The 24,067-nt window shown below is 63.0% G+C and carries 20 protein-coding genes, 2 pseudogenes and 1 riboswitch; of the genes and pseudogenes, 14 read left to right on the top strand and 8 right to left on the bottom strand.

Features of this window, described 5'->3' with window-relative positions; all coding sequences use genetic code 11:
- Complete coding sequence (locus tag B9A31_RS21210; protein ID WP_027609794.1) at window positions 1-2,217, bottom strand: TonB-dependent receptor; 2,217 nt, start codon at window positions 2,215-2,217, stop codon at window positions 1-3.
- Window positions 2,218-2,477: 260 nt separating this feature from the next.
- On the opposite strand from B9A31_RS21210, the gene B9A31_RS21205 reads away from it, so the two are divergent.
- The 8 genes from B9A31_RS21205 to B9A31_RS21170 all read left to right on the top strand — a co-directional run bounded on the left by B9A31_RS21205 (window position 2,478) and on the right by B9A31_RS21170 (window position 10,384).
- Window positions 2,478-3,524 carry a LacI family DNA-binding transcriptional regulator gene (locus B9A31_RS21205; RefSeq protein WP_025752926.1) on the top strand — a complete coding sequence of 349 codons (1,047 nt, stop codon included), beginning with the start codon at window positions 2,478-2,480 and terminating at the stop codon, window positions 3,522-3,524.
- 53 nt (window positions 3,525-3,577) lie between these two features.
- Window positions 3,578-3,802, top strand: a riboswitch (cobalamin riboswitch).
- 92 nt (window positions 3,803-3,894) lie between these two features.
- Window positions 3,895-4,083: a CbtB domain-containing protein gene (locus B9A31_RS21200; protein ID WP_084297334.1), complete on the top strand. Its 189-nt coding sequence runs from the start codon at window positions 3,895-3,897 to the stop codon at window positions 4,081-4,083.
- A 9-nt stretch (window positions 4,084-4,092) separates the two neighbouring features.
- Window positions 4,093-4,779 (top strand): CbtA family protein, encoded by a 687-nt coding sequence (locus B9A31_RS21195; protein WP_027615203.1) that lies wholly within the window; start codon window positions 4,093-4,095, stop codon window positions 4,777-4,779.
- Entirely contained in the window at window positions 4,779-5,165 is a 387-nt protein-coding gene (locus B9A31_RS21190; protein ID WP_025752929.1) for a cobalamin biosynthesis protein, read from the top strand. The genes B9A31_RS21195 and B9A31_RS21190 overlap by 1 nt, the downstream gene beginning before the upstream one ends.
- A gap of 32 nt (window positions 5,166-5,197) precedes the next feature.
- Window positions 5,198-5,950, top strand: coding sequence for a precorrin-4 C(11)-methyltransferase (gene cobM / locus B9A31_RS21185; protein WP_019099256.1), 753 nt, complete (start codon window positions 5,198-5,200; stop codon window positions 5,948-5,950).
- Between the two features lie 66 nt (window positions 5,951-6,016).
- Window positions 6,017-6,259, top strand: coding sequence for a DUF1272 domain-containing protein (locus tag B9A31_RS21180; RefSeq protein WP_084297333.1), 243 nt, complete (start codon window positions 6,017-6,019; stop codon window positions 6,257-6,259).
- A 221-nt stretch (window positions 6,260-6,480) separates the two neighbouring features.
- Window positions 6,481-7,095: a response regulator transcription factor gene (locus B9A31_RS21175; protein WP_019099258.1), complete on the top strand. Its 615-nt coding sequence runs from the start codon at window positions 6,481-6,483 to the stop codon at window positions 7,093-7,095.
- A gap of 13 nt (window positions 7,096-7,108) precedes the next feature.
- Entirely contained in the window at window positions 7,109-10,384 is a 3,276-nt protein-coding gene (locus B9A31_RS21170; RefSeq protein WP_019099259.1) for a transporter substrate-binding domain-containing protein, read from the top strand.
- Here B9A31_RS21170 and B9A31_RS27820 read toward each other — a convergent pair.
- The 3 genes and pseudogenes from B9A31_RS27820 to B9A31_RS21160 all read right to left on the bottom strand — a co-directional run.
- Window positions 10,359-10,790 (bottom strand): annotated as a pseudogene (locus B9A31_RS27820) (methyl-accepting chemotaxis protein); the annotation flags it as partial. The gene B9A31_RS21170 and the pseudogene B9A31_RS27820 sit on opposite strands and share 26 nt — an antisense overlap.
- A gap of 102 nt (window positions 10,791-10,892) precedes the next feature.
- Window positions 10,893-11,678, bottom strand: a pseudogene (locus B9A31_RS27815) (PAS domain-containing protein); the annotation flags it as partial.
- A 135-nt stretch (window positions 11,679-11,813) separates the two neighbouring features.
- The gene (locus B9A31_RS21160) at window positions 11,814-12,833 is read right to left on the bottom strand and encodes an HTH-type transcriptional regulator GntR (RefSeq protein ID WP_025752930.1); all 1,020 of its coding nucleotides are present in this window, start codon (window positions 12,831-12,833) and stop codon (window positions 11,814-11,816) included.
- Between the two features lie 207 nt (window positions 12,834-13,040).
- Here B9A31_RS21160 and B9A31_RS21155 point away from each other — a divergent pair, with 207 nt between their 5' ends.
- The 3 genes from B9A31_RS21155 to B9A31_RS21145 all read left to right on the top strand — a co-directional run bounded on the left by B9A31_RS21155 (window position 13,041) and on the right by B9A31_RS21145 (window position 15,427).
- The gene (locus B9A31_RS21155; protein ID WP_019099261.1) at window positions 13,041-13,580 is read left to right on the top strand and encodes a gluconokinase; all 540 of its coding nucleotides are present in this window, start codon (window positions 13,041-13,043) and stop codon (window positions 13,578-13,580) included.
- Between the two features lie 110 nt (window positions 13,581-13,690).
- On the top strand, window positions 13,691-15,043 hold the full coding sequence (locus B9A31_RS21150; protein ID WP_019099262.1) for a GntP family permease: 1,353 nt from the start codon (window positions 13,691-13,693) through the stop codon (window positions 15,041-15,043).
- 84 nt (window positions 15,044-15,127) lie between these two features.
- Window positions 15,128-15,427, top strand: coding sequence for a hypothetical protein (locus B9A31_RS21145; protein ID WP_019099263.1), 300 nt, complete (start codon window positions 15,128-15,130; stop codon window positions 15,425-15,427).
- A 9-nt stretch (window positions 15,428-15,436) separates the two neighbouring features.
- Here the strand turns inward: B9A31_RS21145 and B9A31_RS21140 are convergent, their stop codons facing one another.
- From B9A31_RS21140 to B9A31_RS21125, 4 genes are all read right to left on the bottom strand, one after another.
- Window positions 15,437-16,864, bottom strand: coding sequence for a sigma-54-dependent transcriptional regulator (locus B9A31_RS21140; protein ID WP_019099264.1), 1,428 nt, complete (start codon window positions 16,862-16,864; stop codon window positions 15,437-15,439).
- Entirely contained in the window at window positions 16,833-18,326 is a 1,494-nt protein-coding gene (locus B9A31_RS21135; RefSeq protein WP_027609797.1) for a sensor histidine kinase, read from the bottom strand. Before B9A31_RS21135 ends, B9A31_RS21140 begins: the two co-directional genes overlap by 32 nt.
- A gap of 291 nt (window positions 18,327-18,617) precedes the next feature.
- The gene (locus B9A31_RS21130) at window positions 18,618-20,078 is read right to left on the bottom strand and encodes a sensor histidine kinase (protein ID WP_019099266.1); all 1,461 of its coding nucleotides are present in this window, start codon (window positions 20,076-20,078) and stop codon (window positions 18,618-18,620) included.
- A gap of 149 nt (window positions 20,079-20,227) precedes the next feature.
- A complete protein-coding gene (locus tag B9A31_RS21125) occupies window positions 20,228-20,821 on the bottom strand; it encodes a lytic transglycosylase domain-containing protein (RefSeq protein ID WP_019099267.1) in 594 nt (197 codons plus the stop codon).
- 185 nt (window positions 20,822-21,006) lie between these two features.
- On the opposite strand from B9A31_RS21125, the gene gspG reads away from it, so the two are divergent.
- From gspG to mexE, 3 genes are all read left to right on the top strand, one after another.
- Window positions 21,007-21,432 carry a type II secretion system major pseudopilin GspG gene (gene gspG, locus B9A31_RS21120; protein ID WP_003253843.1) on the top strand — a complete coding sequence of 142 codons (426 nt, stop codon included), beginning with the start codon at window positions 21,007-21,009 and terminating at the stop codon, window positions 21,430-21,432.
- Between the two features lie 11 nt (window positions 21,433-21,443).
- A complete protein-coding gene (locus B9A31_RS21115; protein WP_019099269.1) occupies window positions 21,444-22,634 on the top strand; it encodes a type II secretion system F family protein in 1,191 nt (396 codons plus the stop codon).
- A gap of 185 nt (window positions 22,635-22,819) precedes the next feature.
- A complete protein-coding gene (gene mexE, locus B9A31_RS21110) occupies window positions 22,820-24,061 on the top strand; it encodes a multidrug efflux RND transporter periplasmic adaptor subunit MexE (protein ID WP_019099270.1) in 1,242 nt (413 codons plus the stop codon).
- Window positions 24,062-24,067: the final 6 nt, after the last annotated feature.

Genomic DNA, 24,067 nt, shown 5'->3' with positions numbered 1-24,067 from the left:
TCAGAAATCCTTGCGCAGCTGCACGCCGAAGTAGCGCCCGTCATCGCGTGGTACCGAGCGGTAGATGTAGTCACCGCCACTGGCCAGCATCTGCGCATACGACTTGTCGCCCAGGTTCTTGCCCAGCAGCGCCACGCGCCAGCCGTCGTTGTAGTCGGCCAGGGCGATGCTGGCGTTCCAGATGCCGTAGGCGCCCTGCACGGTGTCCGGGTTCTGATCGAGGCTGAACTGCACCGCGTCCTGCCAGCTGTAATCGCTGCTCAGTTCCACATCCAGGCCGTTGTCCAGCGGGATCACGTAATCGGCGCGCAGGTAGGTCTTCCAGTCCGGCGTGAACGGCAAGCGGCCGCCATCGATGTTGCAGCTGGCCGCCGCACCCGCCGGGCAGTTGAAGTGATCGACGCGAGCCTTGGTGTAAGCCACCGCGGTCGACAGCTTCAGGCGCGAGGTGGCCTGGAAGCTGGCATCCAGCTCCACACCCTGGGTCTTGACCTTGCCCGCGTTGACCAGACGGGTCACCACCTGGTTGGCCACGGTGTCGTAGAAGTTGGCCTGATAGTTGTCGTAGTCGGTGTGGAATACGGCCAGGTTGGCGGTCAAGCGATTGTCCAGCGCCGTGCTTTTCAAACCGATTTCATAGGCATCGGAGGTCTCGGGTTTGAGCGCTTCGGTGTCGCGCGGCTGCATGTTGAAGAACACGTTGTAAGCCGGGCCTTTATAGCCGCGCGAATAGGTGACGTAACCGGTCAGGTTGTCGCTGAAGTCGTATTGCAAGCCGGTCCTCCCACTCCAGCCGTCCTCATCCACCGACCCCGAGCTGGCGGTAGAGGGCTGAATGCCGGTTACAGAAGTGGCCGAGGTGGAGACGCGGCGGTGGTCGTATTCGAGGTCGTCGTGGGTCCAACGCAGGCCGAAAATGGCACGCAAGTCGTCCGTGAAATTGAACGTGTTCTCGCCGAACAGCGCGACACTGTCGTTGGTGGTGGAATAGTCGGCACGGCCACTGTTGGCAACACCGCCGTTGACCGACAGGCGCTGGTAGGTCTCTCTGGACGTGCCATGCATGTAGAAGGCTCCCAGCACATATTCGTTGAACTGCCCTTTGGGCGAGGTCAGACGAAACTCCTGGCTGTACTGGTCATAGTCCACCGTGCCTTTGTCGTGGGACGCGGTCAGTGGCAGCAAGGCGCGGCGGTCTCCGTCCTGGTACTGGGTGTTGTCCCAGCCGCGCCAGGCGCTGATCGACGTCAGGGTGTAGTCGCCCAACTGCCAGTCCAGTTGCGCCGACAGCCCCTGGTTCTCGTCCTCGACGTGGGTCTTGAAGTCGCTGTTGATGTCGCGGTTGTGGGCGCTTGGCGTCACCGGACGCAACTGGTTGGCGAAGGCGGCGCTGGCGCTGGTGATCACACCGCTGGGCAAGGTGTCTTCGCCTTTCATGTAGTCGGCGATCAGGGTCAGGCGCAGGTCTTCGTTGGGCTCGAACTCCAGCTTGCCGCGGGCGCCTTTGCGCTCGTAGCCATTGACGTCGTGACCATTGGCAACGTTCTCGACATTGCCGTCATAGTCGCCCCACAGGGTGCTTAACGACCCTTTGAACTGCTCGCTCAGGCGCCCGCCAATACCGAAACGCAGGCGGTTTTCGTCGCCTCCACCAAAGTGCGAATAATCTACATAACCTTGGGTCTGTTCAGGGATGGCCTTGCTGACCACATTCAGCACGCCGGCCGAGGCATTTTTGCCAAACAGTGTGCCCTGCGGCCCGCGCAGTACCTCGATACGTTCCAGGTCGAGCAGGTCTAAGGTCGACTGGCCCGGGCGGCCGAATACCACGCCATCGACCACCGTGGCCACGGTAGGTTCTACGCCCGGCGAGGTGGAAATGGTGCCCACACCACGAATGAACAACGAGGTGTCCTTGTTCGAGGCCCCGGCGCGGTAATTGAGGGTAGGCACCTGCTGGACGATGCTGGCCACGTTGTTGCGGTTGTCTCGCTCCAACTGCTCGCCATCAATCACCGACACTGCCACCGGCACTTCCTGCAATGTGGCTTCGCGGCGTGTGGCTGTCACGGTAACCGCACCCAGTGCAGTGGCCTGCGCAGCCCCCGTTTCAGCAGGCTCGGCTGCTTGGGCGCCCTGCCCGAAAACGGCCAGCAGGATGGCTGCGGCCAACGGCCGGCGTTGCGTAGCGGGAAAAGGTGTACGGTTTTTCTGCATGGTGCTCACTGCCTCGGGAAACCAGACCAGGCCCCCATTGACGGGGCCGACACGAAGTTGCTGTGGTTGTCTGGTCTCGCTCGTGCGAGTGGCAGGCGCTTGCCAACAGCAGCGCTTGTTAGCGCTAACATGAGCAAGTATCTGTGGCCATCGTTTAGCACGTCAAATACTTAAAAGTCAGATTTATATGCAATAAAGCTATTTGCCAATCGCTGATCCGTTAGCGCTACCATCGGGCCATTTCCACAGGAGGCAGCCCGGTGAGCCAGGCCAAGGATCCCCCCCGCAAGCGACGCGGCGCAGGCCGTGTCACCCTCGCCGAGGTGGCGCGGGCTGCTGAGGTTTCAGCCATCAGCGTGTCGCGCTACTTCAACCAGCCAGACCAGGTTTCACCGCCGCTGCGTGAACGTATCGAGGCTGCTGTACAAGCGCTGGGCTATGTCCCTAATCTGGTCGCCGGGGGGTTGGCCTCGGCGCGCGGACGCATCGTGGGCATGGTGATCCCGAACATTTCCGGGCCGATCTTCGCCCAGACCATCCAGGCCTTCAGCGATACCCTCAGCCGGCATGGTTACCAGTTGCTGTTGGCGTCCAGCTACTTCAGCGAAGCGCAGGAAGAAAGCGCGGTGCGGGCGTTTCTTGGCTGGTCACCGGCGGCGTTGGTGGTGACCAGCCATTTCCACAGCCCGGCCACGGAAAAGATGCTGGCCGACGCAGATGTGCCTGTGGTGGAAATCTGGGATTACCGCCCGGAGCGGGCGCCCCTGCAGGTGGGCTTCCTTCATCACCAAGTGGGTGTACAGGCCTGCCGATACCTGCTGGACAAAGGCCATCGGCGCATCGCGTTCGTGCAAAACAGTGCAGCCGGCGACCTAAGTGCGCTGGAGCGGCGCGACGGCTATGTCGAGGCACTGGGTGAAGCCGGGCTGGAGCCTTGGGTATTCGTGCCCTCGGCAGACTGCGCGCCGTTCGAGGCGGGCAAGCAGGCGATGGAAGCGTTGATCCGCCGTAATCCACGGCCTGAGGCGATCATCTTCGCCAATGACAACCTGGCGGCCGGCGCCCTGTTGGCCGGCCAGCGGGCCGGCTTGCGCCTGCCTGAAGACATGGCCATTGTCGGCTTCGGCGACTACCCCTTTGCCAACATGCTGCTGCCCAGCCTCACCACCCTGCGCCCGCCCTCCCGGGAGATTGGCGAAGTGGCGGCGCTGCGGGTGCTGCAGCACCTGGGTGCGCTGGCGTGTGACGGTGAGGTACAGCGGCTGAACCTGTTGGCGTGCGAGTTGATTGCCCGCGAGAGCGCGTGATTCAGGGTACGGCCACTGAGGGTGGCATTGACGCCAAGCCCGCCCCATGCTCTCCTTATGCCTCACGTTCAGGTGCCCCCTTGGGGGTGAAACGGGAAACCGGTGCGTCGCAGGCCCTCCAACAGGGCCGGACAATTCCGGTGCTGCCCCCGCAACGGTAAGCGAGCGAAGCGTCTGTACCACTGTGCCCTTGTAATGCGGCATGGGAAGGTGACGCTTTCCAGGAGCCCTGCTCCTCCTCGCAAGCCCGGAGACCGGCCTGGCGTTCATGAACACCCCGCGGTGGGCGGGCGCTGTTGCATTCCCCTGGGCGACTACGCTCGGGGCTGCCGCGCTTGCCCATTGCCCACAAAAAGCAGAGGAACGCGTCATGCCCGTCACCAGCGCCAAGCAACACAGCCTTGCCACGCCTGTCACCCTCAGCCAGCGCATCGTCATCGCCGTCGGCGCCAGCCTGCTGGGCCTGTGCCTGGTGCACTTTGCCGGCTTCTCGCACATCGAGGCCGTGCACAACGCCGCCCACGACACCCGCCACAGCGCCGCCTTCCCCTGCCACTGAGTACGCCTGATGATCACGCGCATTGCCCGTACCGCGGGCTTCAGCGGGCTGCTTGCGGCCCTGTTTCTGACCTTGCTGCAAAGCTTGTGGGTCGCCCCGCTGATTCTTGAGGCGGAAACCTACGAGTCCTCGGCCCCTGCCGCCCACCACGAGCATGGCAGCGAGGTGCCCGCCCATGAGCACAGCGCCGAAGCCTGGTCGCCGGAAGACGGCTGGCAGCGTGTGCTGTCCACTACGGGCGGCAACCTGGTGGTCGCGGTCGGCTTCGCCCTGATCCTCGCCGCCCTGTACAGCCTGCGTGAACCGACCCGCGCCAGCACGGGTGCAGGGTGGGGGCTGGCCGGCTTCGCCGTGTTCTGTCTTGCCCCGACCTTGGGCCTGCCACCCGAACTGCCCGGTACGGCTGCCGCCGACCTGGGGCAACGTCAGGCCTGGTGGATCGGCACAGCCAGCGCCACCGCGCTGGGCCTGGCCTTGCTGGTGTTCGCTCGCCACTGGCTGCTGAAAGCGCTGGGCGCCGTGCTGCTGGTAATCCCCCATGTGATTGGCGCGCCACAACCCGAAGTGCATGAAAGCCTGGCCCCCGAAGCACTGGAAACCCAGTTCAAAGTGGCCTCCTGGCTGACCAACGCCGCCTTCTGGCTGGCTTTGGGCTTGCTCAGCGCCTGGCTGTTCCGCCGTTCCAGCCGGGCCTGATGCCGCACTTCTACGCCGGCTTCGGCTGCCGCCGGGGTTGCCCGGCGGATACCCTGCAACGCTTGCTGGACCAGGCCCTGGACAACCAGGGCCTGACATTGGCCGACCTGCGCGGTATCGCCAGCATTAGTCTGAAGGCCGACGAACCTGGCTTGCTACAACTGGCCGAACGCCTCGGTTTGCCCTTGGTGCTGTACCATAGCGTGCAACTGCAACCTTACGAACCCCTGCTCAGCCATCGCTCCGCCGCCGCCCATGCCCACAGTGGCTGCTGGGGTGTGGCCGAGAGCGCGGCACTGGCCCTGGCCAGCCAGCACCTTGGCGAGGCCAGGTTGCTGCTGGCCCGCCAGGTGCTTGGCCCGGCGACCCTCGCCCTGGCCGGCTGAGCGCTTCCCCCTCTTTCCTGCAAGGACTTTCCATGACGGTCTACTTCATTGGCGCCGGTCCCGGCGACCCGGAACTGATCACGGTCAAGGGCCAACGGCTGATTCGCCAGTGCCCGGTGATTATCTATGCCGGCTCATTGGTACCCGCCGCCGTGCTCGAAGGCCATCAGGCCGAGACCGTGATCAACAGCGCCGAACTGCATCTGGAACAGATTGTCAACGCCATGCGCACCGCCCACGAAGAGGGTCAGGATGTGGCCCGTGTACACAGTGGCGACCCCAGTCTGTACGGTGCCATCGGCGAGCAAATCCGCCACTTGCAGGCGCTTGGCATCGATTACCAGATCATCCCCGGGGTCACCGCCACGGCAGCCAGCGCCGCACTGCTCGGCTGCGAACTGACCCTGCCACAGGTGGCGCAAACGGTGATCCTCACCCGCTATGGCGACAGCTCGCCCATGCCGCCCGGCGAGCAACTGGGAGACCTGGCGCGCCATGGCAGCACCCTGGCGATTCACCTGGGGGTCAAGCACCTCTCGCGCATTGTCGAAGAGCTGCTGCCGCACTACGGCGCGCACTGCCCGGTAGCGGTGGTGCACCGGGCCACCTGGCCTGACCAGGACTGGGTGCGTGGCAGCCTCGGCGATATCGTCGAACGCGTGGCGGCCAAAGATTTCCGGCGTACGGCACTGATCCTGGTTGGCCATGTGCTAGGGGATACGCCATTCGCCGAGTCGGCCTTGTACCGTGCCGGGCACGCCCATCTGTATCGCTCTGCCGACTGAGCATTGCCAGGCTTGCCACAGGCGTAGCAGACTCCGGGTTCCCGCCTGCGAACAGGAGTTACGCCCATGCTGGAATTACGCCCTAACTGCGAGTGCTGCGATACCGACCTGCCGGGCGACAGCCCCGATGCGCTGATCTGCTCCTTCGAATGCACCTTCTGCCGCACCTGCGCCGAAACCCGCTTGCTGGGCCGTTGCCCGAACTGCTCGGGCCAGCTGGTGGCCCGCCCGACGCGGGTCGGCCAGGCGTTGGCCAACAACCCCTCCTCAGCCCAGCGCGTAAACAAACCGCATGCGGCCTGCGTCTGACCGACCGGAGAAAACCGGCATCACCGCTTTGATAGGGTGATGTCTATCCTGCTTTTTGTAGGATTTTTCAACAACAAGTGCGGGTGATTTCAACACTTCTATACTCGGCATTACCAAACTTCGGGATTGGTCGTATCTTGCAGCGCTTCCGATTAACCCACTTGCAGACGTATTCCTGAGTGATCCAGGAAGCGGACCACATCCCGACAGGAGTTTTCCCCATGACAACCGTGCTGATCGTCGACGACCACCCTATCGTTCGGGTTTCCTTGCGCATATTGCTTGAACGCGAGCGCTTCCATGTCGTCGGCGAAGTCGGCAATGGCAGTGAAGTGGCGCAGGTGGCCCGCGAACTGCGCCCGGACGTCGTCATTCTCGATATCGGCCTGCCTGGGCTGGACGGCATGGAAGTCATCAAGCGCCTGCAGTGCCTGGAGCCGGAGCCGAAGATCATGGTATTGACCGGCCAGGCCACCGACCTGTACGTGCGACGCTGCCTGGATGCCGGTATCGGCGCTTTCGTCACCAAGGAAGAAGACCACGAAGCGCTGCTGTTTGCCCTCAAGGCCCTGATCAAAGGTTATTCGACCTTTCCGCAGATGTCGGTCAACAGCAATTCGCTGGAAAGCGAGCCCGTGCGCCTGGCCAGCCTCTCCAACCGGGAGATGGAAGTATTGCGGCGCCTGGCGCGCGGCGAGAACAACAAGAATATCGGCACTTGCATGAACCTCAGCGCCAAGACCATCAGCACCTACCGGGGCCGCATCATGGAAAAACTCAAGACTGAATCACTGGTAGAAATGGTCGACCTGGCCAAACGCAACAGCGTTTACTGAGCGTTTGCACACCATGAAGCGCCTGCTGGCGAGCATCTTTCTGGCTACCGGCTTATTCGCTTCGGCCGATCTGTTGGCCAGCAGCGAACCCCGTCAGTTGCTAGCCCGATCGGCCAGTGCCGCCGCCCCCCTGTCGTTGTCCAGCGAAGACCGGCAGTGGCTGCAGCGACGCCAGCACCTGGTGCTGGGCAGCTCTCGGCCCGACTATCCACCGTTCGAAATCAACGTCAGTCAGCACGAATACGAAGGCCTTAGCGCCGATTACGCCGGGATTATCGCCGAGCAGTTGGGCATTCCCGTCGAGGTACGGCGCTACGACAGCCGCCACGAAGCGATCACCGCCTTGCGTGAGGGCAGCATCGACCTGCTGGGCAGCTCCAATGCCTTCGAGGCGGCTGACGCTCAACTTAGCCTCAGCACCCCCTATGCTGACGACCTCCCGGTCATCGTCACCCGCAAGGGGCACAGCCTGAAGGGCACACCTGACCTCGCCGGCCTGCGCCTGGCCATGGTCGATCATTATCTACCCGCCGCTGCCGTTCGAACGCTGTACCCCAAAGCGCAACTGAGCCTGTACCGCTCGACGCAAGCCGGGCTGGCGGCCGTCGAACTGGGCGAGGCGGATGCGTACCTGGGCGATGCCATCAGCACCGACTTTCTGATTGGCAGGAGTTACCAGGGCACGCTCAAAATCGATCACTTCTGCCAGGTGGCCCCCGGGGCTTTTGCCTTTGCCCTGGCCGATGACAACCCACGCATGCACCGTCTGGTCGACAAGGCGCTGGCGCGCATCAGTGAAAGCGAACGCCTGAACATCCTGCGCCGCTGGAGCAGCGGTAACACCAGCCTGCTGCTGCAGCGCCATCTCTCTGCCTTGAGCGCAGAAGAGGAGGCCTGGATCGCCGCCAACCCCTCCATCCGTGTGCTGGTCAATACCTCGCTGGCCCCCTTGACCTTCAACGACGCTCAGCATCGCCCCAGTGGCATAACCCTCGACCTGCTCAAGCAGATCTCGCTGCGCACGGGGCTGCAGTTCACACCCGTCGACAGTGCTTCAGCACAGGCCATGGTGGACCGCCTGGCCCGAGGCGAGGCGCAAATGATCGGGGCGCTGGGCTATGGTGCTGACCGTTTGAAGCAGTTGCGATTCACCCGCCCCTATCTGGTCAGCCCACGCGTGCTCGTCACCCGCAGCGACGTCGAATCTCCCGCACAAGCCAAGGCCATGAACGGCAAGCGCATCGCCCTGGTGCGTGGTTCACCGCAACGGGCCATACTGCATCAGCGCTACCCGCAGGCCAAGATAGTCGAAGTGGACAACCCGCTCGGCCAGATGGAGGCCGTGGCCAACGGTACCGCCGACGTTGCCCTTAGCAGCCATATCAATGCTGCCTACTACATCAGTCATGTGTTCAAGGATCGCTTGCGCATCGCCAGCGTGCTCGACGACGAACCGGCCGTTGCCGCCTTCGCCGTCGCCGCCGACCAGCCCCAGCTACAGGCCATTCTCGACAAGGCGCTGCTGAGCATTCCGCCCGAAGAGCTCGATCAACTGATCAACCGCTGGCGTACCAGCACCTTGGTCAGCGACAGCCCCTGGCGCGACTACCGCACCTTGGCCTTGCAGGTGCTGGTGCTGTCGGCCCTGCTGCTGGCTGGGGTCATATTCTGGAACAGCTACCTGCGCAAGCTGATCAACCAGCGTACAGAGGCCCAGCACGCGCTGCAGGCACAGTTGGCGCTGAGCCGCGGGCTGCTTGAGCAATTGCGCCAGGCCAAGGACGACGCCGAACAGGCCAGCCAGACCAAAAGCACGTTCCTGGCCACCATGAGCCACGAAATCCGTACCCCGATGAATGCCGTGATCGGCCTGCTGGAACTGGCACTGGAGGACAGCCGTGGCGGCCGCTGCGACACCCAGACCTTGCAGACCGCTTACGACTCGGCAATTGGCCTGCTCGAGCTGATTGGCGACATTCTCGACATTTCCCGCATCGAATCCGGCCACCTCAGCCTGCAGCCAGTGCCCACCGACCTTGTAGAGCTGGTGCGCGCCACACTGCGGGTATTCGAGGGCAATGCACGGGCCAAAGGCCTGCACCTGCACAGCGAACTGCCGGCAGAGCCAGTCTGGGTGCTGGCTGACCCCGTGCGATGCAAGCAAATTCTGTCCAACCTGGTCAGTAATGCCATCAAGTTCACCGACCGTGGTGAAGTGCAGGCGAGCCTGCTGCTGCCCAAGGTTGCCGGTCAGGGCATTCTGGCAATCGAGCTGAATGTGCGCGACACCGGTATTGGCATCAGCCCTGCCGACCAGGCCCGCTTGTTCAATGCATTTGTCCAGGCCGATGGCCCAAGGGCCCGCCAAGGTGCAGGCCTGGGGTTGGTCATCAGCCGTACCCTCGCCGAATTGATGGGCGGCGCCTTGAGCCTGCAGAGCGTGGAAGGCGTCGGCACCCGGGTGCAAGTCTGCCTGCAACTGCCCACCTGTGCGGCACCGGTAAAAGCCGAGCAGGCACCGCCAGCACATGAAAGCACTAGCGGCCCGCTCAACATTCTGGTGGTCGACGACTACCCCGCCAACCTGCTGTTGCTGGAGCGGCAACTGCATACCCTGGGGCACCGCGTGACCTTGGCGGAAAATGGCGAAATCGCCTTGGCGCGCTGGCAGGCCGCGCGCTTCGACCTGGTGATTACCGACTGCAGCATGCCGGTCATGGACGGCCACGAACTCACCCGGCGCATTCGCACCCTGGAGAGTGAACGCGGCCTGCCAGCTTGCAGGATTCTCGGCGTGACCGCCAATGCCCAGGCTGAGGAACGCGCCCGCTGCCTGGCCAGCGGCATGGACGAATGCCTGTTCAAACCCATTGGCCTGCGTTCGCTAAAGGCCCATCTACCCCTAGTCCGCCCTCAGCAACAAGAAACACCGACAACACGCCATAGCGGGTTCGACCTGGCTGAACTGCGCCACCTGACCCAGGACGACGAACAGCTGACGCGGCATTTGCTCGAACAGCTGTCGGTAAGCGTCGCCGAAGACCTGGCCGCCTTACGGGCCCTGGCACCAGACGCCGCCGACGAAGCCGTGCGGGCCCTGACCCATCGCATCAAGGGTGGCGCCAAGATGATCAGGGTCCGCATCGTGGTCAAGGACTGCGAAGCCATCGAGCTCGCCCACGCACAGGGGCTGCCGACGGTCGAGCAGCGCGCGCTGCTGCAAACCAGCCTGCAAGCCCTGCTTGACGAAATGCGCGATGCGCTCAATGCAATTGCAACGTCGAGCTGATCTGGCTGATGGCATCCACCACGTGCCGTGAGCCTTGCTGGATTTCCATGATCACCGTACCGGCCTCGTTGGCCAGCGCCACGCCGTGACCGGTGCGGTTCAGGCTCGACTGCATGCTGGCTACCGCCAGTAGGGACAGGTCGTGGTTTTGCCGCACCACATCGACAATCTCCAGGGTGGCCTTGCTGGTGCGCGCCGCCAGGTTACGCACCTCATCGGCCACCACCGCAAAGCCTCGCCCGTGCTCGCCGGCACGGGCGGCTTCGATCGCGGCATTCAGGGCCAGCAGGTTGGTCTGGTCGGCGATGCCACGAATGGTCAGCACGATCTGCCCGATTACATCCGATTGCTTGCTGACCGCATCGATGCTGCGTGCAGCGTCGTTAAGCTCCTGGGAAATCTGTTCGATTACCTGCACCGTCTGCTGCACCACTTCTGTCCCCTTGCGCGCGCAGGCGTCGGTCTGCATGGAACTGGCATGGGCGGCATCGGCGGCATTCTGCTGGGTGCAGACCTGGCGGGTAATGTCACTGGCGAACTTCACGACCTTGTTCAAGCGCCCCTTGCTGTCGAAAATGGGGTTGTAGGAGGCTTCCAGATAGACCATCCGGCCCTGCTTGTCGATACGCTCGAAACGGTGCGAATGGTATTCGCCACGGTTAAGCGACGCCCAGAACTCGCGGTACTCGACCGACTCGCGTTCATGCGCAAGGCAGAACAGGCCATGATGCCGGCCAACCACCTCGTCGAGGCGATAGCCCATGGTGTCGAGGAAATTCTGGTTGGCTTTGATCACCCTGCCCTGGGGGGTGAATTCGATCACCGCCATGGAGCGGCTGATGGCCTTGAGCAGGTTTTCGCTTTCATGCTCCTGCACCACCCGCTGGCTGATGTCGGCGGCCACCTTGATCACGCTGGTGACCTGACGCTGCTCGTCCAGCACCGGCATGTAGCTGGCCTCCAGCCATACCTCGCGACCGGCCTTGTCGAGGCGCTCGAAGGTACCGCTGATAGCCTTGCCCTGCCCCAGTTCACGCCACAGCTGTTGGTATTCGGCACTTTTTGCGTAGCCTGGATCGCAGAACAACCGGTGGTGCTTGCCACGCAACTCGTCAACGCTGTAACCCATGGCTTGGCAGAAACGCTCGTTGGCATCGAGAATGGTGCCATCGGGAGCGAACTCGATCATCGCCATGGAGCGGCTGATAGCGGCGAGTTTGGCCTGCGCGGTGGCCAAAGCCTGTTGGCTGCGCTGGATCTCGACCAAATCGGACTTGCGGTGGAAATCGAACATGACGCCGGGCTCCTTTATGCGCGGTTTCATGAGCATAGATCGCCATCATTAGCATGCAAGCACAGTGCTATCACTTTGTAATTAGTGCATTTTCATTACCAAGCGTCTGACACGCTTGCTGCCCAGGCGTGAAACTCAGGAGCTTTCCCGCACCATCAACTCAAAGCCCAAGTCCTGCTGTGCGTTGGGCACACGCTTGCCATCGAGCAGCGCCAGCAGCGCCTGCGCCGCCCCACGCCCCACGGCAGCCCGGGGCGTGCGAATCGATGTCAGCCTGGGCACCATGTGCGCCGAGGCCGGCAAATCGTTGAACCCGACCATCGCCACCTGGCGTGGTACCTCCACCCCCTGGCGCAAGGCCTGCAGCACCGCGCCTTGGGCAAGGTCGTCGTTACAGAAGAAAATGCCGTCGACATCCGGCGCCTGCTGCATCAGTTGGCTGAACAGTGCACTGCCCAGTGCAATCGATGACGGCTCCGGCGCCAGTACCTCCAGCTCGGTCGCCTGCAAACCGGCCTCGGCCAGCGCCTGGCGGAAACCTTCGGCTCGCTGCATCACCCGTGGGTCGAGCTGCGCGGCAATGAATGCCAGGCGCTTGCGCCCGCGCTCGATCAGGTGCCGGGCAGCGGCACGCCCGGCCTGCTGCTGCGAAAACCCGACCGACAATGCCCCAGGCTCGCCATTGAGCTCCATCATGTGCACACAAGGCACACCACTGGCAGCCAGCATCTGGCGGGCCGCATCGCTGCGCTCGAAGCCGGTCAGCAGCATGCCGCAGGGCTGATAGGCCAGGTAGTTGCGGATCAGGTTCTCTTCTTCAGCAAGGTCATAGTGATAGTTGCCGATCAACACCTCGAGCCCACGCGGGCGCATGACCTCGTGGATGGCCTCCAGGGTATCGATGAACAGCTGGTTGGACAGTGACGGGATCAACACCACCACCGACTGGCTACGCGCCGAGGCCAGCGCCCGGGCCGCCGGGTTGGCGACATAGCCAAGGTTTGCCGCTGCGGCGAAAACCTTTTCCACCAGCTCCGGCGCAACCGTGCTGACTCCGCGCAAGGCGCGCGAAGCGGTAATCGGGGAAACCCCGGAAAGCCTGGCAACTTCTGCCAGGGTGGGACGACCTGTAGTACGGGAGCCGGTGCGGGACATGGATGTTGTAATTTTACTACTTGCAAGGAGAGGGAACGGCCACTAAGGTAGCGCTGTCTCAGGACGCAGGCAATGTAATCTTTGGTAGCAGCCATCACGCGCTCGCCACCAGGCGTCCATACTGCGTAAGGACAAGACCAATAACACCGGGGAGGTCGTTGTTCGTCATTGACGAGACAGCGCTATCTCACCCCGCAGGAGGTACTGATGAATTCTCCCCTGTCCGCCATCGTGGTGATGGGCGTGGCCGGTTGCGGCAAAAGCTGCATCGGCGCCGCCATCGCTGCCAGAAGCGGCGGCCGCCTGATCGAAGGCGACGCTTTCCACCCTGCCGAAAACATCCGCAAGATGAGCGCTGGCATCCCGCTGGACGATGGCGACCGCGCCGGCTGGCTGGTACGCCTTGGTCAGGAGTTGCAGGCCACCACCCAGGCTGGGGAGCGCCCGATCCTGACCTGCTCGGCACTCAAGCGCCGCTACCGCGACACCCTGCGCGATGCCATGCCCGGGCTGGTGTTCGTGTTCCTTGAACTGTCACCTGCCGAAGCGGAAAAACGCGTGCGTGCCCGCCCCGGTCACTTCATGCCGGCCAGCCTGATCGACAGCCAGTTCGCTGCCCTGGAATCGCCACGCGGCGAGCCACTGACCCTGCCACTGGATGCGACCCAACCCGTCGAAGCACTGGCCGAAGCGGTGGACCGCTGGCTAAAGGCCTGCGGTGAGCTGGGGCTGGCGCAAACCGCCTGACCCTGGCGGTTTTCCGGCTCACCAAAGACAGCGCTACCCCATCCCGCAAACGCGGGAAAAGTTCCAAAAAGCTACGCCCAAAACAACGATAAGACCGAGGCCTTAAAACCATGTTCGGACTGGCTACTGATACCTTCCTGCTGCTCGACGCGCTGGTTACCATCGTCGGGCTGATCCTGCTGATCACCCACTTCAAAGTGCACCCCTTCGTCGCCCTTACCCTCGCGGCCGGCTTCCTGGGCCTGACCTCCGGCATGCCGGTGGCCAAAGTCATGAAATCGTTCCAGGACGGTTTTGGCGGCGTGCTGGGCTTTGTCGGCATCGTCCTTGCCCTGGGCACCATGCTCGGCAAGCTGATGGCCGACTCCGGGGGCGCCGACCAGATCGCGCAAACCCTCATCCGCGCCTTCGGCAAGAAGAACGTGCACTGGGCCATGATGTTCGCCGCGTTCCTGGTGGGCATACCGCTGTTCTTCGAAATCGGCTTCGTGTTGCTGATTCCACTGGTGTTCATCGTCGCCCGCCGCTCCGGGGTGTCGCTGGTGAAGATCGGCATTCCGCTGCTGGCCGGCCTTTCCGTGGTGCACGGCCTGGTCCCGCCTCACCCGGGCCCGCTGCTGGCGATCGGCATTTTCCACGCCGACATCGGCAAGACCATCTTCTATGGCCTGATCGTCGCACTGCCCACCGCGATCATCGCTGGCCCGCTGTTCGGTAACTTCATTTCCCGCTACATCCCGGGCAACCCGTCGCAGGAACTGATGGACCAGATCGCCAAGGAGTCCGACCAGGGCAACCTGCCAAGTTTCAGCATCACCCTCATCACCGTGCTGCTGCCAGTCGCGTTGATGCTGCTGAAAACCTTCGCCGACGTGGTGCTGCCGGCCGAGCACATCGTGCGCCAGTGGATGGACCTGATCGGCCACCCGATCACCGCCCTGCTCGCCGCCCTGCTGCTGGCTTTCTACACCTTTGGTTCGGCTCGCGGCTTCAACCGCCAGCAGATCATGAAGATGCTCGACCAGAGCCTGGCCCCCACTGCAGCCATCGTGCTGATCGTCGGTGCTGGCGGTGGCTTCAAGCAGATGCTGGTGGACACTGGCGTGGGCAACGTGATCGGGCAGATGGCCGTGCAGGCGGAAATTTCACCCATCATGCTGGCCTGGCTGGTGGCGGCAGTGATCCGCATCGCTACCGGCTCCGCCACGGTCGCCACCATTACCGGTGCGGGCATCGTTGCTCCGGTGATCGATCTGGTGCCGGGTGTGAACCGTGAGCTGTTGGTACTGGCCACCGGTGCCGGCTCGCTGATCCTGTCGCATGTGAACGACGCCGGCTTCTGGCTGGTGAAGCAATACTTCAACATGACCGTTGCGGAAACCTTCAAGACCTGGAGCATGATGGAGACCATTCTCTCGGTAGTCGGCATCATCTTCATCATGTTGTTGTCGCTGATGGTGTAACCGTTGATCGGGGCAATGGCACCTGGATGCGTCGGGTAGGGCCGAAGAAAAATATGAGCCCTACCCAACGCAATGGAGTCTGCCATGACCCGCACAAGCATTCTGCTGATCACCCTGCTTGGTTCGCCGCTGGCCTTGGCCGCCGGCACCGGCCCGACCTACCCTGACGACCCGCACAGTACTGCGCCAAGGCCAGGCGTGGACAGCACTCTCAACCCGATCGAGAAGCCCATGCCGCGGGATACCGACCCGCGCATCAAGGGTAACGACCCGGACAGCCCGCCGGCAGAGCAGAATGACAACCGTGACCTGCCGGGAATGGATGGCAGTGGCCAGGAGGGCATTCGCCGGCAAAGTGGCGCAGCTGACGATAGTCAGCACTAGACGCCTGCCCTACCACTGACGCTTGTCTGGCCGGGTCAGCCCCAGTTTCTCGATCCGGTAGCGCAGCATGTCCCGCGACAGCCCCAGCATCCGCGCCGACTTGGTCACGTTCCAGTCGGTACGGTCCAGGGTCTTGCACACCAGGTCGCGCTCCATGTCGGGCAGGCTGGTGCCCGGCTCCGGCTCGTGCCGTGGCATTTCGAACATTACGGGCGCCTGCTGAGCTGCCGATGGCTCGTCGATCAACGTCATGCACAGGTTCAGCTGGTGCGCCTGCACCACCTCGTTCGGTGCCAGCAGCACGGTCTGCTCCAGCATGTTACGAAGTTCGCGCACATTGCCTGGCCAGCTGTAGCCCAGCATCAGGCTCTCGGCTTCGGCAGAAAAACGCAGGTTCGGCTTGCCATAACGCCGACCATGGTGGGCCAGGAAATGCCGGGCCAACAGCAGAATGTCCTGCCCACGGGCATACAGGCGCGGCACCTTCAGGGCAATGATGCGCAGGCGGAAGAACAGGTCGCGGCGGAACTTGCCCTGCTGCACCATCTGCTCCAGGTTGCAGTTGGTGGCACTGATCACCCGCAGGTCAACCTTGCGCTCCTTCACCGCACCAATCCGGCGGATGCTGCGGTCTTCCAGCAGCTTGAGCAGCTTGGCCTGCAGCACCAGGTCCATCTCGCCAATCTCGTCGAGGAACAAGGTGCCGCCATCGGCCGCCTCCACCAGGCCTACCCGGCGCTCCTTGGCGTCGGTGAATGCACCTTTCTCGTGGCCGAACAGTTCGGCCTCCAGCAGGTTGGCCGGGATCGAGGCGCAGTTGAACTCGATGAACGGCCCCTTGCTGCGCGTGCCATCGAAATGCAGGGCGCGGGCCACCAGTTCCTTGCCGGTGCCGGTTTCGCCTTCGACCAGCACCGGTGGCAGGTCGTCACTGGCCATCCGCCGTTCGGCATCCAGCACCTGGCGCAGGGTGTGCTTGAGGGTCAGCATCGTAGGCGACTCGCCGATCAACGCCTGCAACCCGGACTTCTGCGCCTCTCGCTCCTGGTAGAACGACAGCGTGCGCTCCATGCGCTCGGCAGCCAGGGCCTTGTCCAGGGTCAGCTTGAGTTCGGCCAGCACCACGGGCTTGCTCAGGTAATGGAAGGCGCCCTCCTTCATCGCCTGCACGGCATCTTCGACATTGCCGTAGCCGGTCATCATGATCACTTTCAGGTCCGGCACCTGTGCCACCAAGGTCCGCAGCAGGTCGTGCCCGCTCATGCCAGGCAGCGAGTTATCAGTCAGCACCGCGTCGGGCCGGGCCCGTTTGATCTGCTCCAGCGCCAGCTCCGCGCTATGGCATACGGTGACCTCGTAGCCCTTGAGGCTGAGGTAGGTGCGAATGTTGTCGGCGAGAATTTCATCATCCTCGACTACCAGGATGCTGTGCTCCATGGTCCCCTCCCGCTGCGATATTGAATGTAAGGCTGACGCGGGTTCCTTCCTCTTCGCGGCTGCTCAGGCTGACCGAGCCGCCAAAACGTTCCATGATGCGTTTGACCAGGGCCAGGCCTATACCGAGCCCCCCCTGTTTGGTCGTGAAGAACGGTTTGAACACCATCCTTTCCTGCTGTTGGCTCATGCCCTTGCCCGTGTCGGTGAGCACGAATTCGGCACGCAGGCCACCCTGCACATTGACATGGGCATTCAACATACCGCCGCAGGGCATGGCCTCCAGAGCGTTGGAAAACAGGCTGTTGAGAATTTGCGTCAGCTGCAACGGCTGGCTGGCCACCCACTGCACGTCAGGCCCCTCGAAATGGAAGCGCACGCCGTTTCGTTCGATCTGCTGGGCGAAGGCCAGGTGGGTGTCTTCGATGGCGGCCACCAGGTCCACGGCTTCAGGTTCGTCGCTGGTCGGGCGCAACGACACCAGCAGGTCACGTACCCAGCGCGACATTCGGTCGACCTGGCTGATGATATCGGTGATGTTCTTCTGCGCGGCAACGTTGGCGGTTTCCTGGGCCAGCTCGGCGCTCGAGCGGATGTTGGCCAGCGGGTTGCGCAAGCTGTGGGCTACCGCTGACGACATCTCGCCCAGCGCCACGTAGGTTTCGCTGGCCACCAGCCGGTCCTGTTGCAGATGCAGCATCTGCGCCGCCCGGCGCACGATCCAGAACAGCCCGAAATAGATGAGCGCCCCGCCCACCAAGGTCGAAGCCCAGATCAGCACATAACCCCGCTGGATACGCCGCACCAGGTCCTGTGGCTCTTTGTAGATTTCCACCATGGCCAATACCTGCTCGCCCTGGCTGTCGAACAGCGGAATGTAGTTTTCGATGAAAAGGTAGCGCGGTTCACGCTGAAACTTCTGTTCTTCGCGATCTTCCTCGGCCTTGTGGTAGCTGGCGGACACCGCCTTGCGCGACCGGAAGGCACGGTCGAGGTCGCCGTCGGCTTCTATCCGCTTGCCGATCAGCTCGACGTTGGTGGACCACACGATGGTGCGGTCGCGGGCGTAGACGTTGGCCAGCAAGGTATCTGGCAAGTGCTCGACATGGTCCAGGAACTCGACCCGGGTCGACTCGGCCAGTGTGGGGGTGACCTGCAAGTGCTGCAGGTCCAGACGCGGGTCAAGCAGCTCACCCATGGTGGTGCCTGGCGGCAACTGCGAATGGCGTACCTCGGCCTGGGCCATGGCCTGAATGAACTGCGCGGTAAGCATGGCATCGCGCTGCACGCTGTCGCGAACCACGAACCGCGTTGACACATAACCCAACCCGCCCGCCACGGCGGTGATGATCAACAGGCTGATGACCGAAAACCACCGCAGCAGGTTGAACTCACGCAATGGCACAGCCAGACCGCTGGCGGTCGCACCGGGCTTGTCGCGAACTTCGTTTTCCAGCATCTGCATCGCGTGGTTCCCGCACAGGGCGTCCGTCCAGAAATGCCTCAAGGCCAACAGCCAATTGAAAGCACCCCGCCTGGGCAGCTTGATAGCTGCCTTGTGTTGCGTGTTGCGTGTTGCGCTCTGCACATCACGTAGCAAGAACTCAGCCAGCCAGTAACAAACCAATATAATTCAGTACGTTATAAAGCTTTTCTAAATACAGACTGAGGAAAAACCCCCACATTTGGGTAATTGCCACCCAACCCCTATAAAATCGTTAACCATCAATAGCTTAAATACTTTAATTAATGTTTGTTATAAGCAGGATACCAACCGGAACGTCAAAGATACCCGCGTACCATGGCCCTCGCTGCTGCCGAGCCGAACCGAACCGCCGAAGCGCTCCATGATGCGTTTCACCAGCACCAGGCCTACTCCTAGCCCACCCTGTTTTGTGGTGAAAAACGGCCGGAAGGCCATGCGCTGCTGCTCTTCGCTCATGCCCTTGCCATTGTCGGACAGGCGCAGTGTCAGGCAGCGACGGTTCTGGCGCACCACCTCGATACGCAGACGCCCGCCCTGCTCCATCGACTCCAGGGCATTGGCAACCAGGCTGCTGAACACCTGCCGCAGTAACGCCGGGTGCCCCAATACCTGCACTGCCGGTAACGGTTGCAGGTCAAGGCTTACCCCACTGCGTGCCAACGGCACGGCATAGGTCTGCAAGCTTTCCTGCAACGCCTGTGGCAAGTCCACCGCCACGGCCTCGTCGTTCAGCGGGCGCAGTGACTGCAGCATCTGGCGGATCCACTGCGACATGCGATCGACCTGGCTGATGATATCGTTGACTTGACGTTGCGCCGGGCCGTCGTCGAACGCCTGGGCCAGTTCGGCACTCGAGCGGATACTCGCCAGCGGGTTGCGCAGGCTGTGGGCCACCGCCGACGACACCTCGCCCAGTGCAACGTAGGTCTCGTTGTTAATCAGCCGCTTCTGCTGCACCGCCAGCAACCGCGCGGCACGGTGCATGATGCCGTACAGGCCGATATAGACCAGCGCGGCCCCCACGGTGATAGCCAGCCAGATCAGGATCAGGCCATGCTCGATGCGCACGATCAGGTCATGGGGCTCTTTATAGATTTCGACCATTGCCGTGACGTTCTCGCCATCGGCATCGAACAGCGGAATGTAGTTTTCGATGAACAGCTGCTCGGGCGGCGTAACGAATTTCTGCTCGGCGCGGGCCTGTTCGAAGTTATGGTAGCTGGCCGAGACCCGCATCTTGTACTCGAAGGCCCGCTCCAGGTCGTCGTCGCCATTGATCAGCTTACCGACCAGCGCCGGGTTGCTGGACCAGATCACCGTACGGTCCGGCGCATAGATATTGGCCAGCAGCATGTCGGGCAGGTGGGCGATATGGTCGAGAAACTCACCGCGCGCCTTGCGTCGGGCATCCGGGTCGACATCTGGCAGGTTGCTGCGGTCGGTACGCGGGTCGATCAGCTCGCCCATGGTGCGCACGTTGGGGATCGACACGTGGCGTACTTCGGCGTCGGCGATGGAGGTGATGAATTGCGCGGTGAGCAAGGCATCGCGCTCCACGCTCTCATCGATGATGAAACGGCTGGAAATCAGCCCCAGCCCGGCAGCCACCGACAGGATGATGGCCAGGCTGACCCAGGCATACCAACGCAAAAGGTTGAATGGCTTGCGCGGGGCAGCCAACTCGTTACCGACAGGCACTTCGATGGTCTCGGAACGAGGGGCGATGTCCATGGCGGACTCCACATCTGGGCACCTTCAGAAGGTTATAGCCCAGAGTTGGGGAAACCATAGTATTAAATTGATGGCATCCGCCGAAGGGTAACGTTTTTTTCACTTCGTACAGCCGGTCACTGCAGAAACGGCAGCCGTACCCGACCCCCTCAGAGAGCGCCATCGTCTGCCAACCCCTGCAATTTGCGGTATTCGCGCAGCACAGCAGGTACATAACGGCGAGTTTCGGCATATGGCGGCACCGCTCCGCGCCGCAACACGGCATCCGGCCCCGCGTTGTAAGCCGCCACGGCCAAGGTGATGTCGTTATCAAACAGAGTCAGCATGCGCTTCAGGTAGCGTGCCCCACCCTGCACGTTGTCTTCCGGGTCCAGGCGGTCTTCCACGCCCATCTCGCGAGCGGTATCGGGCATCAGCTGCATCAACCCCACCGCACCCGCCGGCGAACGGGCCTTGGGGTTATAGCCGGACTCGGCCTTGATCAGCGCGTGCAACAACGCCGGGGGAACATTGTGGATGCGTGCCGCAGTGGCAACCACCTCGGCATAGGGGCGCCCAGTGATCATCTGCGCATTGGCCGGGCCAGCCTGGGCCAGCGGTTCGTTGATCACCTTTTCATAGTGGCGTCCGGGCCGATGAACGTTGGTCAGTACGTAGCCACCCTTGGCATCGATTGAGATGTACACATCAGCCTGGGCAGCCCCTGCCGCCAGCCAGATCAAACCGAGGATGAGTCCACGCATGTCGGTCGCCTCTTCGTCGTGGCCCCCGATGTGGGGGAAATGCCCCGGAAAACCCGAGGTCGATGACCACGACGCAAGCACTGTGCCGCTTCCTGTGCCGCATGGCGCAAGGCCCCGAGGCAGACGTGCATGGCTGTTGCATGGTGCCTGTCAACGCGTGTTCCCATGCAGTGGAGGGCTTCACCATGCAGCGCAGAACCAACCCGCAACGTGGCTTCACCCTGCTTGAACTCCTGGTGGTACTGGTGGTGCTCGGCCTGTTGGCCGGCATCGTCGCGCCCAAGTACTTCAGCCAGCTCGGCCGCTCCGAGGCCAAGGTGGCACGGGCGCAGATCGAGGGGCTGAGCAAGGCCCTGGACCTGTACCGCCTGGAAGTCGGCCACTACCCCAACAGTGAGCAAGGCTTGCAGGCCCTGGTGGTCGCCCCCAGTGGCGAGGCTCGCTGGACCGGCCCGTATCTGCAGAAGGCCGTGCCGCAAGACCCATGGGGCCGGCCATATATCTACCGGCAGCCCGGCGAGAACGGCGGTGAATACGACCTGCTGTCGATGGGCAAGGACGGCCAGCCCGGTGGTGACGGGGAAAACGCCGAAATTACCAGTTGGCAGTAAGGAGAGCGGCCATGCGCTACAGCCTCAAGGCCCTGGGCAGACAGGGTGTGGTGCAATTGCAGATCGACGCCGAGGACGCCGACCAGGCCCGCCGCCAGGCCGAGGACCAAGGCCTGCGTGTGCTCAGCCTGCGCAGCAACGGCGGCGCCTTGCGCGGCATGGCCTGGCGCCGCGAGGCGGCGTTCGACCTGGTGCTGTTCAGCCAGGAGCTGTCGACCCTGCTCAATGCCGGCCTGCCGCTGATCGACGCACTGGAAAGCTTGGCAGAAAAGGCCCCCGCTGCCGCCACGCGCAAGGTGCTGGCCGAACTGGTGCGTCAGCTGTACGAAGGGCGCTCGCTGTCCCAGGCCCTTGGTCAGCAATCCCGGGTATTTCCGCCGCTGTATGTGGCGCTGGTGCAGTCCAGCGAACGCACCGGTGCGCTGGGCGACGCCCTTGCCCGCTACATCAGCTATCGCCAGCGCCTGGACCTGGTGCGGCAGAAGCTGGTGGGCGCATCGGTGTACCCGTTGCTGCTGTTGCTGGTAGGTGGCGGCGTGGTGCTGTTCCTGCTCGGCTATGTGGTACCGCGTTTCAGCCAGGTGTTCGAAGGCATGGGCACCGAGTTGCCTTGGCTGTCACGGGTGTTGATGCAGATCGGTCTGTTTCTGCACGCGCAGCAACTGCCACTGGCGCTGGGCACTGCAGGTGGCGTCACGGCGCTGTGGCTGCTGCGCCGCCACCCTCGGGTACGACGCTGGGCATCTTGTCAGTTGCGCCGGCTGCCAGCGCTGCACCAACGTTTGATGATGTACGAGCTGGCGCGCTTCTATCGCTCGTTGGGCATCCTGCTGCAAGGCGGCATTCCCATCCTCACTGCCATGGGCATGGCGCGCGGCCTGCTCGGCAGTGCCGCCGGCCAGGGCCTGGTACAGGCCAGCCAGCGGGTAGGTGAAGGGCTGCCGCTGTCCGATGCGCTGGAGGCCGGGCACTTGGTTACGCCGGTGTCGCTGCGCCTGCTACGGGCCGGCGAGCAGTCCGGCAACCTGGGCGAGATGCTGGAGCGCTGTGCCGACTTCCACGACCAGGAAATCGGCCGCTGGGTGGAATGGTTCGTCAAACTGTTCGAACCGCTGCTGATGACGTTCATCGGCCTGCTCATCGGCCTGATCGTGATCCTGATGTACATGCCGATCTTCGAATTGGCCTCAAGCATTCACTGAGACACCAAGCCCAAGGGTTCGCAATGACGTGGTGCGTTCATGTTCACATCTTTACAATCGCCCACGTCGATGTGTGATCCACACATATCATTCAGCGTGATAATAACCTTCGCGCCGTTCGATTCGTGCCTCACGCGCAACACACTCACACTCCGCCCACTACTAATACATTGGCGGAGTTCTCCATGGAACAATCACTCAAACCCTTACGCTTCCCCCTCGCTGCCCTGGCAGTGGTGGTGATCAGCGCTTGCGGTCGAACCCCCGACGCCGTGCAGGCTCCCGCCGCGCCGAAGGTCAGTGTGGCCAAGGTGATCGAGCAACCGATCAACGAATGGGACGAGTTCACCGGCCGCTTGGAAGCCCCGGAAACCGTCGAAGTACGCCCACGGGTCTCCGGCCAGATCGATCAGGTGGCCTTCACCGAAGGCGCCCAGGTCAAGAAAGGCGACCTGCTGTTCCAGATCGACCCACGCCCGTTCCAGGCTGAAGTCCGCCGCCTTGAAGCCCAGCTGCAACAGGCCAAGGCCACTGCCATTCGCAGTGCCAACGAAGCCCGCCGTGGCGAACGCCTGCGTGACAGCAACGCCATCTCCGCCGAGCTGGCCGAATCGCGCAGCAGCGCTGCCGCCGAAGCCCGTGCCGGGGTCGATGCCATTCAGGCCCAGCTCGACCTGGCACGCCTTAACCTCAGCTTCACCCGTGTCACCGCGCCTATCAGCGGCCGTGTCAGCCGCGCCGAGTTCACCGCCGGCAACATCGTCAGCGCCGATGTCACCCCGCTGACCAGCGTCGTGTCTACCGACAAGGTCTACGCCTACTTCGACGCCGACGAGCGCGTGTACCTCAAGTACACCCAGCTGGCCCGCGAAGGCCAGCGTGGCCAGAGCACCCCGGTGTACCTGGGCCTGACCAACGAAAGCGGCAACCCGCACCTGGGCCAGATGAACTTCGTCGACAACCAGGTCAACCCGCGTACCGGCACCATCCGTGGCCGTGCGGTGTTCGACAACAGCGACGGCCAGTTCACGCCGGGCCTGTATGCGCGCCTGAAACTGGTGGGCAGTGCCCAGTACGACGCCGTGCTGATCAACGACGAAGCCGTGGGCACCGACCTTGGCAAGAAGTTCGTGCTGGTCATGGACAAGGACAACAAGGCTGCCTACCGCGCCGTGGAGCTGGGGCCGAAGCTGGAAGGCCTGCGCATCGTGCGCAGCGGCCTGGGCAAGGATGACCGCATCGTGGTCAAGGGCCTGCAACGCGTGCGCCCTGGTTCACCTGTCACGCCGGAAGAAACCCAGATGGCCAGCGAACAGACCCTCGCCGCCCTCGCCCAGCAGCGCCAGGCCCTGGAGGCCAGCAACCCGGCGCCGAAGGTGGCGGGCAATAACGTGAAAGTCGCCAGCGCCCAGGCGCCACGCGGTTAAGGGACC

The sequence above is a fragment of the Pseudomonas sp. URIL14HWK12:I5 genome (assembly GCF_900176445.1).
Taxonomy (GTDB): domain Bacteria; phylum Pseudomonadota; class Gammaproteobacteria; order Pseudomonadales; family Pseudomonadaceae; genus Aquipseudomonas; species Aquipseudomonas monteilii.
This window is presented reverse-complemented; position numbering and strand designations above follow the sequence as displayed.

Coding starts and splice junctions, on each gene's coding strand:
- B9A31_RS21210 (WP_027609794.1), bottom strand. CDS start 2,217: ATGCAGAAAAACCGTACACCTTTTCCCGCTACGCAACGCCGGCCGTTG.
- B9A31_RS21200 (WP_084297334.1), top strand. CDS start 3,895: ATGCCCGTCACCAGCGCCAAGCAACACAGCCTTGCCACGCCTGTCACC.
- B9A31_RS21195 (WP_027615203.1), top strand. CDS start 4,093: ATGATCACGCGCATTGCCCGTACCGCGGGCTTCAGCGGGCTGCTTGCG.
- B9A31_RS21190 (WP_025752929.1), top strand. CDS start 4,779: ATGCCGCACTTCTACGCCGGCTTCGGCTGCCGCCGGGGTTGCCCGGCG.
- cobM (WP_019099256.1), top strand. CDS start 5,198: ATGACGGTCTACTTCATTGGCGCCGGTCCCGGCGACCCGGAACTGATC.
- B9A31_RS21180 (WP_084297333.1), top strand. CDS start 6,017: ATGCTGGAATTACGCCCTAACTGCGAGTGCTGCGATACCGACCTGCCG.
- B9A31_RS21175 (WP_019099258.1), top strand. CDS start 6,481: ATGACAACCGTGCTGATCGTCGACGACCACCCTATCGTTCGGGTTTCC.
- B9A31_RS21170 (WP_019099259.1), top strand. CDS start 7,109: ATGAAGCGCCTGCTGGCGAGCATCTTTCTGGCTACCGGCTTATTCGCT.
- B9A31_RS21160 (WP_025752930.1), bottom strand. CDS start 12,833: ATGTCCCGCACCGGCTCCCGTACTACAGGTCGTCCCACCCTGGCAGAA.
- B9A31_RS21155 (WP_019099261.1), top strand. CDS start 13,041: ATGAATTCTCCCCTGTCCGCCATCGTGGTGATGGGCGTGGCCGGTTGC.
- B9A31_RS21150 (WP_019099262.1), top strand. CDS start 13,691: ATGTTCGGACTGGCTACTGATACCTTCCTGCTGCTCGACGCGCTGGTT.
- B9A31_RS21145 (WP_019099263.1), top strand. CDS start 15,128: ATGACCCGCACAAGCATTCTGCTGATCACCCTGCTTGGTTCGCCGCTG.
- B9A31_RS21140 (WP_019099264.1), bottom strand. CDS start 16,864: ATGGAGCACAGCATCCTGGTAGTCGAGGATGATGAAATTCTCGCCGAC.
- B9A31_RS21135 (WP_027609797.1), bottom strand. CDS start 18,326: ATGCAGATGCTGGAAAACGAAGTTCGCGACAAGCCCGGTGCGACCGCC.
- B9A31_RS21130 (WP_019099266.1), bottom strand. CDS start 20,078: ATGGACATCGCCCCTCGTTCCGAGACCATCGAAGTGCCTGTCGGTAAC.
- B9A31_RS21125 (WP_019099267.1), bottom strand. CDS start 20,821: ATGCGTGGACTCATCCTCGGTTTGATCTGGCTGGCGGCAGGGGCTGCC.
- gspG (WP_003253843.1), top strand. CDS start 21,007: ATGCAGCGCAGAACCAACCCGCAACGTGGCTTCACCCTGCTTGAACTC.
- B9A31_RS21115 (WP_019099269.1), top strand. CDS start 21,444: ATGCGCTACAGCCTCAAGGCCCTGGGCAGACAGGGTGTGGTGCAATTG.
- mexE (WP_019099270.1), top strand. CDS start 22,820: ATGGAACAATCACTCAAACCCTTACGCTTCCCCCTCGCTGCCCTGGCA.